This is a genomic window from Serratia sp. AR11 (genome assembly GCF_056376275.1).
Map to the genome: position 1 here is coordinate 1,734,035 of NZ_CM150739.1, position 12,389 is coordinate 1,746,423.

The 12,389-nt window shown below is 44.6% G+C and carries 10 protein-coding genes; all 10 read left to right on the forward strand.

From position 1 onward, the window contains the following. Positions 1–2 precede the first annotated feature (2 nt). On the forward strand, positions 3–1,334 hold the full coding sequence (locus ACSOSI_RS08250) for an HlyD family type I secretion periplasmic adaptor subunit (RefSeq protein WP_012006030.1): 1,332 nt from the start codon (positions 3–5) through the stop codon (positions 1,332–1,334). A gap of 2 nt (positions 1,335–1,336) precedes the next feature. Beyond that, entirely contained in the window at positions 1,337–2,713 is a 1,377-nt protein-coding gene (locus tag ACSOSI_RS08255) for a TolC family outer membrane protein (RefSeq protein ID WP_112362357.1), read from the forward strand. Between the two features lie 286 nt (positions 2,714–2,999). After that, the gene (galE, locus tag ACSOSI_RS08260) at positions 3,000–4,022 is read left to right on the forward strand and encodes a UDP-glucose 4-epimerase GalE (RefSeq protein WP_476706862.1); all 1,023 of its coding nucleotides are present in this window, start codon (positions 3,000–3,002) and stop codon (positions 4,020–4,022) included. A gap of 495 nt (positions 4,023–4,517) precedes the next feature. Continuing rightward, a complete protein-coding gene (galU, locus tag ACSOSI_RS08265) occupies positions 4,518–5,405 on the forward strand; it encodes a UTP--glucose-1-phosphate uridylyltransferase GalU (protein ID WP_112350248.1) in 888 nt (295 codons plus the stop codon). 323 nt (positions 5,406–5,728) lie between these two features. Beyond that, entirely contained in the window at positions 5,729–6,496 is a 768-nt protein-coding gene (locus ACSOSI_RS08270; RefSeq protein WP_112350249.1) for an ABC transporter permease, read from the forward strand. Further along, positions 6,496–7,236 (forward strand): ABC transporter ATP-binding protein, encoded by a 741-nt coding sequence (locus ACSOSI_RS08275; RefSeq protein ID WP_112350250.1) that lies wholly within the window; start codon positions 6,496–6,498, stop codon positions 7,234–7,236. The genes ACSOSI_RS08270 and ACSOSI_RS08275 overlap by 1 nt, the downstream gene beginning before the upstream one ends. Positions 7,237–7,267: 31 nt before the next feature. Then, the gene (locus ACSOSI_RS08280) at positions 7,268–9,166 is read left to right on the forward strand and encodes a DUF4422 domain-containing protein (RefSeq protein ID WP_476706863.1); all 1,899 of its coding nucleotides are present in this window, start codon (positions 7,268–7,270) and stop codon (positions 9,164–9,166) included. 7 nt (positions 9,167–9,173) lie between these two features. Further along, a complete protein-coding gene (glf, locus tag ACSOSI_RS08285; protein ID WP_476707259.1) occupies positions 9,174–10,328 on the forward strand; it encodes a UDP-galactopyranose mutase in 1,155 nt (384 codons plus the stop codon). Next, positions 10,325–11,221, forward strand: a complete 897-nt coding sequence (locus ACSOSI_RS08290; RefSeq protein WP_476706864.1) for a glycosyltransferase — start codon at positions 10,325–10,327, stop codon at positions 11,219–11,221. The genes glf and ACSOSI_RS08290 overlap by 4 nt, the downstream gene beginning before the upstream one ends. Before the next feature lie 14 nt (positions 11,222–11,235). Continuing rightward, complete coding sequence (locus ACSOSI_RS08295) at positions 11,236–12,378, forward strand: glycosyltransferase family 4 protein (RefSeq protein WP_476706865.1); 1,143 nt, start codon at positions 11,236–11,238, stop codon at positions 12,376–12,378. The last annotated feature ends 11 nt before the right edge of the window (positions 12,379–12,389 follow it).

The following is a 12,389-nucleotide window of genomic DNA, read 5'->3' on the forward strand; positions in this document are numbered from 1 at the left end:
GTATGTCTACGCACATTGGCGAGCCGCAAGACTCGTATTCAGAACAGATCCCACAGGATGAACGGCGTTTCACCCGCATGGGGTGGTTAGTGGTTGGGATTGGCCTGTTTGGCTTCTTCGCCTGGGCTGCGTTTGCACCTTTGGATAAAGGGGTCGCGTCACCAGGTTCGGTGACCGTTTCCGGCAATCGTAAAACCGTACAGGCCCCGGCCAGCGGCATCATCAAAAGTATCACGGTAAAAGAAGGCGACAAGGTTAAAGCGGGCGAGGTGCTGGTGCAGTTGAGCCAGGTTCAGGCCCAGGCACAGGTTGACTCGCTTCGTGACCAATATTACACCACGCTTGCCAGCGAAGGGCGTTTGCTGGCTGAACGTGATGGATTAAGCAAAGTCACTTTTTCTCCTGTTTTTGAAACCATCCAGGCTCAGCCGCGGGTCGCTGAGATCATCGCATTGCAAACGCAGTTATTCTCTTCCCGTCGCATAGGGCTACAAAGCGAAGTTGACGGCTATAAACAGTCAATGGACGGCATGCGTTTCCAACTGAAGGGCCTGCAGGACTCAAGGGTCAACAAGCAAATCCAGCTTTCCAGCCTGCGCGAACAGATGAACAGCATGAAGCAACTGGCGGCGGACGGTTATTTACCGCGCAACCGTTATCTGGAAGTCCAGCGTCAGTTTGCGGAAGTGAACAGCAGTATCGATGAAACCGTTGGGCGAATTGGCCAGGTACAAAAACAGTTGCAGGAGTCTCAGCAGCGGATCGACCAACGCTTTGCCGACTATCAACGCGAAGTCAGAACTCAGTTGGCGCAAACGCAGATGGATGCCAGCGAGTTTAGAAACAAGCTGGAAATGGCGAATTTTGACCTCGGCAACACCGCTATCAGTTCGCCGGTGGATGGGACTGTCGTTGGGTTAAATATCTTTACTCAGGGGGGCGTCGTGGGAGCGGGTGACCACCTGATGGACGTTGTACCCAGCCAGGCTACATTGGTGGTGGATTCACGCCTCAAGGTAGAGCTGATTGATAAAGTGTACAACGGGTTGCCGGTGGATTTGATGTTTACCGCCTTCAACCAAAACAAGACCCCGAAAATACCGGGGACGGTGACGTTGGTTTCTGCCGACCGTCTGGTCGACAAGGCCAATGGCGAACCCTACTACCAAATGCAGGTCACGGTTTCCCCCGAGGGCATGAAATTGCTCAGTGGCGAAGACATCAAACCGGGGATGCCTGTGGAGGTGTTTGTGAAGACCGGCTCGCGCTCACTGTTGAGTTATCTGTTTAAACCTATTTTGGATCGCGCTCATACTTCATTAACCGAGGAATAATTTTGATTCAATTTAAACGACAGGTTGCTGGCCTTGCTATCAGTACCCTCTTGTTTGCGATAGCTGCGCCGGTTCATTCGATAGGGATTATAGACGCATATTCGCTGGCACTTGAAAAAGATCCGACCTTTAGGGCGGCTATAAAAGAGAAAGAGGCGGGAGACGAAAACGAAAACATCGGCAGGGCGGGGCTGCTGCCGAAGGTATCGCTTAATTACCAGAACTCACCGAGAAACTGGCAAACGCAAAAGTACCCACAAAGCGATTTCTTTGGCAACGTCACTGAAACCACCAAACGGCAGCAGTACCGCAGCTATTCCAGCTCGGTAACGCTGACACAACCGCTGTTCGATTATGAGGCTTATGCGCGCTACAAGGCTGGCGTGGCGCAGACGCTGATGTCTGATGAGCGCTACCGCAGCAAGTTTCTTGATTTGGCCGTACGGGTGATCTCCGCCTATGTGGAAGTGGCTTACTCGAAAGATCAAATCGCTTTAGCTTCAGCTCAAAAGGCGGCCTATAAAGAACAGTTGTCGCTGAACGATCGTTTAATGAGCGCGGGTGAGGGTACCATTACCGACGTTTCCGAGACTCAGGCGCGCTACAGCTTGGCAGAGGCGCAGGAAATTGAGGCGCGTGATGCGCTGGACGCGGCTCAGCGCGAGTTGGAAGTCATTATTGGTATGCCACTCAATCAGCTTGATGACGTACAGCTGCTACGCCCTGGCAAATTCCAGGTGGCGCCGTTGATCCCATCAAAGTTTGAAGAGTGGCAAAAAATTGCCCTCGAGAATAATCCGATGTTGGCGGCCTCTCGCCACGGGGTTGATGCGGCGAAATATGAAGTGGAGAGAAATCGTGCTGGTTTTATGCCTCAGGTGCAGCTCTACGCCTCGCATTCTGAGAATGACTCCAGCAGCGATAATACGGTTAACCAAAAATATCGCACTGACAGTATTGGTGTGCAGGTGAGTATGCCGATCTACGCCGGCGGTGGGGTTTCGGCATCGACTCGCCAGGCGGCATCACGATACGGACAGGCGATGTACGAAATGGATGCGCAGGTGGGCACTACGCTTAACGATCTGCGCAAACAGTATAATTTGTGCATTAGCAGCCGCGCCAAATTGGCGGCTTACGAGTTGGCGGTGAAGTCGGCGACAACTCAGGTAACGGCAACACGCCAGAGCGTGCTGGCGGGGCAGCGTGTCAACGTCGATGTGCTTAATGCTGAGCAACAGTTGTACAGTGCCCAACGTGATCTGGCCTCGGCCAAGTACACCTACATAAAATCCTGGATTACGTTGCTGAGTGATTCGGGAACCCTTGATGAAAGAGATGTAAAACGCGTGGCGCAGTACTTTTCCATGAGCCGCTGAACAGATAGTTACACACATCATGACTATTTATCCGAAAGAGCAGCCTTGAGCTGCTCTTTTTTGTCTCAATACGTTATGTTTGCGGACAGCAACGCCATTGGATTGCTGTGGATGAAGGTTGAGAGCCGTTTTGACTGCTCTGACGTTTTGGCGATAAGTCGAGTAAGTTGTATCATGTCTGCCGGCATTGATATCTGGGTTGGCATTTTTCTCCTGATTTTTTGAACCAATAGATTATTTTTAACCAGTGAGGATCCTCCAGTAAGGCTGGGGAAGAGGGGTTGATATGGCGATTTTAGTCACCGGCGGAGCCGGTTATATCGGTTCTCATACCGTTCTGGCTTTGCTGGAGCGCGATGAGGATGTGGTGGTATTGGATAACCTGTCGAACTCTTCAGAAGAGTCTTTGCATCGTGTAGAAAAGTTGACGGGCAAAGCGGCTGTGTTTTACCAGGGTGACATTCAGGATGGCGAATGTCTGAAGCGCATTTTCGACGCTCATGCGATAGATTCGGTTATCCATTTTGCCGGCCTGAAAGCGGTAGGTGAGTCGACTCGCAAGCCACTTGAGTACTATCAAAACAACGTTGCCGGTACGCTGGTGTTACTGGATGAAATGCGCCGTGCAGGTGTTCACCAATTTATCTTTAGCTCTTCCGCTACGGTTTATGGCGCTAACTCTCCTGTGCCCTATGTGGAAACTACACCTATTGGTGGAACAACAAGCCCATATGGGACCTCCAAATTGATGGTAGAGCAGGTTTTGCAGGATTTTGCCAAGGCTGAGCCCCAGTTTTCCATTATTGCCCTGCGTTACTTCAATCCGGTCGGTGCGCATGAGTCAGGTTTGATTGGTGAAGATCCAAATGGTATCCCAAACAATCTGTTGCCCTATATCTCTCAGGTAGCAATTGGCAAACTGGATAAGTTGGGCATTTTCGGTGGTGATTACCCAACTGAAGATGGCACCGGTGAACGTGATTACATCCATGTGATGGATCTGGCCGAAGGGCATCTGATGGCGATGGATCATCTGAATAAAGTCGAAGGCTTCAAAGCATACAATCTGGGGGCAGGAGTAGGGCACTCGGTTTTGGCAATGGTGCAGGCTTTTGAAAAGGCTTCTGGCGTGAAGATCCCATATCAGATCTTACCGCGCCGTGACGGAGATCTGCCGGCTTTCTGGGCTGACGCGAATCTTGCCCGTAAGGAACTGGGGTGGGAAGTGCGGCGCGGTATCGATGAAATGATGCGCGATACCTGGAATTGGCAAAAGAATAACCCGCAAGGCTATAGCCGCAAAAGTTGAGTTGGGGTAGCACTCCATTCTGACTAAGTCCGCAGTTCAACGCTGCGGACTTTTTTTTAAGGAACAGGTAGGTTGCAAAGGATATGACTTGCATTAATTAATAATCATTCTCGATTGCACCTTCTTTTAATTGTTATTGATTATTATAACCACGCTAGTTATTGCGGTTGGTATTTGTTCGATAAATGCTATGTTACTCATCAATTGATATCAAAAAATTGCGGTCTTTTTAGAGACTTGCGTATTTATTTTTGCTTTAATTTCAGTTTGTTACGTTTTTTGTTGCTAGGCAGGTAGGTCGTTGTGTAGACAAATGGCGTTTTGTCTACGTGTGGTTAATGTATTAACTTCTGACATGGGTGTATACTTCAGGCCGAATAAATTGATGTCATTTTCTGCTGCGTGCTATAACGCAACAATGCAATGCAACGGCATTGCGCTGATTTTATATGTACTGCAGTAATGAAACTGTAATTGCTGGGGGTTCCCACAAAAATGCTAAAAGCTGTCATTCCCGTTGCAGGTCTAGGAACCCGCATGTTACCGGCCACCAAAGCTATTCCTAAGGAAATGTTGCCGGTCGTAGACAAACCCCTCATCCAATACATTGTGAATGAATGCGTTGCTGCTGGTGTTACGGAAATTATTCTTGTTACACATTCATCAAAAAATGCCATTGAGAATCACTTTGACACTTCGTTTGAACTGGAAAGCATGCTGGAGTCGCGCGTCAAGCGCCAACTGCTGGAAGAAGTGCAATCGATCTGTCCTAAAGGCGTTACGTTGATGCATGTACGCCAAGGTCAGTCCAAAGGCTTGGGGCATGCAATCTTGTGCGCGAGACCATTGATTGGTGACGAAGGTTTTGCGGTACTGCTGCCCGATGTTTTAATTGACGATGTTGCCTCAGATCTTAAAAGAGATAATTTGGCTAGCATGATTGCTCGATTTGCGGAACATGGACGCAGTCAGGTCATGGTAGAACCCGTGCCGGAAAAAGATGTATCCAAATACGGGGTAGTCGATTGCAGTGGTGTCGAAATTCATCCAGGTGAGAGCCTGCCAATGCGTGCAATTGTAGAAAAGCCACAGTTGGATAAAGCACCTTCAAATTTGGCTGTGGTTGGCCGTTACGTATTGGCTGCGGATATATGGCCGTTGCTTGAGAAAACGCCTTACGGTGCTGGTGGAGAAATTCAGTTAACCGATGCGATTGCTATGTTGATGGAACAAAAACCGGTTGATGCTTTTGCTATGGTTGGACGCTCCCATGATTGCGGCGATAAATTGGGTTATATGAAGGCATTTGTTGAGTTCGGGCTCCGGCATCCAACGCAGGGAAAAGATTTTTCGGCGTGGGTGAAAGGGGTTTTCAATCACTGATACCACGTGTTTTCGTATGTAAGGAATCCAGTCGATTCCTAGAGAAAAACGGCGCTGCTGAATGTAACGTAACAAGCAACCTGTGTGTGATTGCGGTAAGACCTAAAGATCCTGTAAACTGGATTTTTTTAGAATATGTAGTGGAATCAATTGGTTGCTTGGTTTGCACTCTGGTTGCGATAATGCCAGGGGCGGTAGCGTGGTTGTAAATAGTGAAGAACCCTGAAGCTTGCCTTTCCTGGCGAGACGCTCGCTAGCAAACGCAGTTGATAAGTATTACGTTTCTTATGTTAGGAAATTTTAATCTTAAATCGAGTTTTCATATGAAGTATAGCTTAGGTTACCTCTGGGATTTGGCTGCGGTCATCACAGAGAAAGAATTGAAAGTAAGATATAAAAGTAGTTTTTTTGGCTATTTATGGTCAATTGCAAACCCATTGCTTTTTGCCTTGATATATTACTTTATTTTTAAATTGGTAATGAGGGTTCAAATACCAAATTATACTATCTTTATTATTACAGGGCTTTTCCCATGGCAATGGTTTGCTAGTTCAACTACAAATTCACTATATTCTTTTATAGCCAATGCACAAATAATAAAGAAAACAGTATTTCCTCGTTCCGTTATCCCTTTCAGTAACGTACTTATGGAGTGTCTGCATTTCTTATGCACCATTCCTGTGATTATTGTCTTTCTCTATGTATACGGTATGCGTCCCTCGGTTGACTGGATTTGGGGGATTCCATTAATTGGTATAGCCCAAATGTTGATGACTTTTGGCATTGCAATGATGTTGTCGACGTTGAACCTTTTTTTCCGTGATCTAGAAAGATTCGTGACCCTAGGTATTATGCTGATGTTTTATTGTACGCCAATTCTTTATTCTGGCGATATGATACCCAAAGAGTATCATTTCTTGATTGATTATAACCCGCTGGCAAATATGATACTCAGTTGGCGCGATCTTTTCATGAATGGGGTTATCGATTACCACCAGGTTGGTATGCTCTATGGATATGCACTTTTATTTGTCATCATCGGTACAAGCATATTTAATAAATTAAAGTACAGATTTGCAGAGATACTATAATGAGTTTGGCTATAGAGTTTAAACATGTTACTAAGCGCTATCCATTATATCATCATATTGGATCTGGCATCAAAGAATTGATCTTTAATCCACGTAGAGCATTAAGCTTGCTAAGTGGTCGTAGCTATTTAGCGATTGAAGACATTAGCTTTCAGGTACAGAAAGGGGAGTCTGTCGCACTTATTGGTCGTAATGGCGCGGGAAAGAGTACTTCACTTGGTTTGGTCGCTGGTGTAATGAAACCATCGTCCGGTACGGTTAGCGTTGTTGGGCGTGTTGCATCTATGCTGGAGTTGGGCGGAGGGTTTCATCCTGAACTCACCGGTCGTGAAAATATACGGCTTAATGCAACCTTGTTGGGGTTACGTCGCAAAGAGCTAAAACAGCGTCTGGACAAAATTATCGAGTTCTCTGAATTGGGTGAGTTCATTGATGAACCCATTCGGGTCTATTCAAGTGGTATGCTGGCGAAGTTAGGATTTTCAGTGATAACACAGGTAGATCCGGATATATTGATAATCGATGAGGTTCTGGCTGTGGGGGATATTGCTTTTCAGCGGAAATGTCTGAAGACTATTAATGAATTCAAAAAGAAAGGGGTTACAATTCTTTTTGTTAGTCATAACCTTGAGGATGTTGAGAAAATCTGTGACAAAGTCATTTGGATTGAAAACCATAAAATGAGAGAGATGGGAGATGCCCATTCCGTTATCTCTCAATATAAAATAGCAATGGCCTGAGTTTTATAATTCTGACTATTAGGTAATTCAAATGAGCTCTATTAAGATTTATACTTGTCATCACAAACCAAGCGCGTTTCTTGATTCATCGATGATTCAACCGATTCACGTTGGTAAGGCAAACAACCCGAATGAGATCGGCTGTCCTGGTGATGATACTGGAGATAACATCTCTTTCAAAAACCCGTTTTACTGTGAGTTGACCGCTCATTATTGGGTGTGGAAGAATGCGCAACCGGCAGACTATGTTGGTTTTATGCATTATCGACGTCATTTTAACTTCTCAAAAAATCAACAGGTTCCAGAAGATAACTGGGGCGTAGTTAATTATGAAAGAATTGATGCGTCATATCATGATAAGTTTGGTTTAAACGATAAAGATATTTCTCTATGTTTGATGGATGTAGATATTCTTTTGCCAAAGAAATGGGATGTCAGTGCGGCAGGTAGCAAGAACAACTATCATCATTATAAAGTTTCTAACTACCTGCATATTGAAGATTACGATGCTGCATTGGAAATCCTTGCTGACATTTATCCTGAGTATAGTTCTGCTGCAGATAAGTTTAATAACGCTACGGATGGTTATTACACAAATATGTTTGTTATGCGAAAAGATATCTTTAATGACTATTCCAAGTGGCTCTTTACTATTTTGGAAAGGCTAGAAGATAAACTTCGATTCAAAAACTATAACTCACAAGAAAAACGAGTTGTTGGTCATGTCTCTGAGCGTTTGCTGAACATTTATATCGCGTACCAAATTGAACAACACGCGTTTAAAGTGAAAGAGTTACAACGCACTTTCATCGAACAAGAAACTTTTAATGCTACCTTAAAGCCAATCTTTGCGACCCAAAATGTCCCAGTGGTAATCTGCTTTGATGACAATTATTCTATCAGTGGTGCCGCATTAATTAATTCTATTGTTAAGCATGCAAGTTCAGAACTCAATTATGATTTGATTATCCTTGAAAATAGTATTTCTTTATCAAACAAACGTCGTTTGTTGTCTCTAGTTGCCGATGTTGAAAACTTCAGCCTTCGTTTCTTTGATGTTAATGCTTTTAGTGAGATAAAAAGCGTCTTTACCCGTGCTCATTTTAGTTCGGCAACCTATGCTCGTTTGTTCATTCCGAAACTTTTTTCCGAGTTTGACAAAGTTATTTTTATTGACGCAGATACTGTTGTTGAAAGTGACTTGGCTGAATTGATGACCATCCCGCTTGGGAATAATCTGGTCGCTGCAGTAAAAGACATTGTCATGGAAGGTTTTGTCTTATTCGGTGCAATGTCACAGTCTAGTGATGGTGTAATGCCAGCCAAAGAGTATTTGTCAAACTCATTGGGGATGGTTAACCCTGATGGCTATTTCCAAGCCGGTATTTTGGTATTTAACATTGATTTGATGAACAAGGAAAATACGTTTTCCAACCTAATGGATGCGATGAAAAGCAAAACATACTGGTTCCTTGATCAGGATATAATGAATAAAGTGTTCCATGGCCGCGTACACTATTTGCCATTGGAATGGAACGTATATCATGGTAATGGTAATACGGAAGACTTCTTCCCTAATTTACCGTTTAAAACCTACATGGATTATCTTGAGGCTCGCAGAAAACCGAAGATGATTCACTTCGCCGGTGAGAATAAACCGTGGAATACGCGTCACGTTGATTTTTTTGATAACTATCATAAAAATATCGTGAATACGCCATGGGCTTTAGAAGCTTATGAACGTCTGATTGGCGCCTCGGTTTCACATGCTCCTGCAGCACAGCTTGTGAACAATACGCCCGTGTTGCTGCAGACCAAATTAAAACGCGCTTTGATGCCAACTTTCAATAAATGGGCACCAATAGGCACATCTCGTCGCAACTTTATGACGAAATACTACTACAAAGTTAGACGCGTAATTCTTGGGTAACTTAATGATGAATAGCAAAAAAATCCTAATTGTAGGTGCAGGTTTCTCTGGCGCAGTAATCGGACGTCAACTGGCTGAACAGGGACATTTGGTTCAAATCATCGACAGCCGGGATCATATCGCAGGTAACTGCTACGATGCCCGTGATGCGAAGACCGACGTTATGGTGCATACCTATGGTCCGCATATCTTCCATACTGACAACGAACAGGTATGGAATTTTGTTAATAGTTACTCCACTATGATGCCCTACGTTAATCGGGTTAAAGCGACGGTTGACGGACAGGTTTTCTCGTTGCCAATAAATCTTCATACGATTAACCAATTCTTTAAAAAAACCTGTTCACCAGCGGAAGCGAAGGCATTAATCGCTGAAAAAGGCGACAGCAGTATTACTGAACCGCAATCGTTTGAAGAACAAGCGTTGCGTTTTGTCGGCAAAGAGCTTTACGAGGCCTTTTTTAAAGGCTACACCATTAAGCAGTGGGGTATGTCCCCAGCTCAACTGCCAGCATCGATCCTTAAACGTTTACCTATTCGCTTCAATTATGATGATAACTATTTTAATCATAAATATCAGGGTATGCCGAAAGACGGCTATACCAAAATGGTTGAAGGTATTTTAGACCATACGAATATTTCCGTATCTCTCGGTGTACAATTCCAGCCGCAGGAACGCGAGCTATACGACCATGTGTTTTACAGCGGACCACTGGATGCGTTCTACGGATTCCAGTTTGGTCGTTTAGGGTACCGTACGCTAGATTTTGAAAAATTCTCTGTGGATGGTGATTACCAGGGTTGTGCGGTAATGAACTATTGCGAGCAATCAGTACCTTACACGCGTATCACTGAACACAAATATTTTTCGCCGTGGGAGCAGCATGAAGGTTCTGTTTGTTATAAAGAATATAGCCGCGCATGCGAGGAAAACGATATCCCTTACTACCCAATTCGACAAGTCGGTGAAATGAGCCTGCTGGAAAAATATGTCGATTTGGCAGAAAAAGAAAATAACATGACCTTTATCGGGCGCTTGGGAACCTACCGCTATCTGGATATGGATGTGACTATTGCTGAGGCGTTGAAAACCGCTGAAATTTATCTGGCCAGTCTGGAGAAAAAAATGACCATGCCGGTATTTACGGTCAGTATCAGATGAAAACCACGGCGTTAATTGTTACTTTCAATCGCCTGGAAAAATTGAAACAGTGCTGGATGGCAACTGCCGCGCTGCCTTTTGAGCATATTGTCGTTGTTGATAATGCTTCAACCGATGGTACTCAAACTTGGCTGAACGGGATTGAGGATGCTCGTTTGCATGTACTGCGTGCTGACCAAAACAATGGCGGCGCGGGTGGGTTTAAGCTTGGCGCAGAAATCATTGCTCAAAAAATAGATACTGATTGGGTATTTATGTTTGACGATGATGCTTATCCTCAAGCGGAATTGCTGGTGCGTTTTGCCGAGTTGGTACAAACTAATCATGCAGCATATTGTTGTCGGGTACTGGATAAGCAGGGTGTACTTTGTAAAATGAATGTGCCCTTCAGTAAGATGCCAACATCGCTGATGCGCACGCTCGATTATATTGCAAGGCCTGCCCGCTATACCCCGACAGGACTGGAGGTGTCAGAGGTTGTGACGCTGTCATTTGTTGGTGCAATAATTCGCAAAGACGTTTTAGCTGCCAACACAGAGTCTATCTGGTCGGAACTCTTTATTTATTATGATGATCTTTACTTCTCTTACAGGTTGAGTCAACAGGGGTATCGTTTTCGATACTCACCAGAGCTGCTGTTCTTGCATGATGTACCGCCTGCCAATGGGGGGATCAACCCACCATGGAAGGTGTACTATTTGGTCAGGAACCTGCTTCTTTCAAGGATGTTGTTCAAAAAAAATGAAAGGCCATACTCACTCGGTGCTATCGTGTTACGTATTGCAAAATATTTACTTTCTGTTACCTCGCAAGCTAACAAGATAGAATATATTAAATATGTAGTGCGCGGTATTGTTGACGGTATATCACGTAAAAATGGTAAACAACATTAGCCGGTAAGAGTTTAATGAAAAAGATTTGTTATTTTATCAACTCAGATTGGTACTTTGAACTTCACTGGGTTGAAAGAGCCCTGGCAGCTAAAGCTGCTGGCTATGAAATTCATGTTGTCAGCCACTTTGTGGGAGACGGCATTCAGCAAAATCTGGCAGAAAAAGGTTTTATCTGTCATGACTCTTCTGTTTCCGAGCTTTCCATCAACCCAATTAATTTTTTGGGCTCATTGGTTAAGGTCTGGCAGTTGCTTAAGAAAATTAACCCGGATGTATTGCATTGTATCACCATCAAACCTTGCCTGATGGGGGGCTTCTTTGCCCGTTTTTATAATAAGCCTATCATTTTGGGCTTTGTAGGACTGGGCCGAGTATTTATGGAAGATAAGTTGTCGATGAACGTTATTCGTTTTCTGACATTACATTCCTATAATCATATATTTAAGAATAAAAAATGTTTGTTGGCTTTTGAGCATGAGCACGATCGTGATCGGCTCATTGACCTTACTGACGCCATAAAAAGCCAGACTGTAGTGATCGACGGGGCCGGTATCAATCCGGAGATCTATCACTATTCATTGGAAATCAATCGAGAAAAGCCCATTGTGCTGTTTGCCAGCCGTTTGTTGTGGAGCAAAGGACTGGGTGATTTGGTCGAAGTGAAGAAGCGTTTAGCGCTTAAAGGCGTAGATTTTGTGCTCAATGTGGCAGGGATCTCGATCGTTGACGATCCCGATGCTATTCCATTGTCGCAAATTGAAGAATGGCATCAGCAAGGGTTGATAAACTGGCTTGGTCGTTGTTCTGATGTTTACAGTCTTATCAAAGCTTCTAACGTTGTGGCGCTACCCTCTACCTATTCTGAAGGTATTCCACGCATCTTGCTTGAGGCGTCGTCCGTGGGGCGCGCTTGCATTGCTTACGATGTTGGTGGATGCCAAAGCCTGATCATTGATGAATACACAGGCAGTTTGGTGGAGAAACGTAACATCAAACTTCTGACAGAAAAGTTGGAAAAATTACTTACCAGCCCAAACAAACGTGTAGAGATGGGCGTTCGTAGTCGAGAGCGAATTGAGAGCAAATTCGCATCATCACTGGTTATTGATGACACGCTGAAACTCTATCAGCGTGCGATTGCCACCGGGAATTATTAATTTAAGGAGCA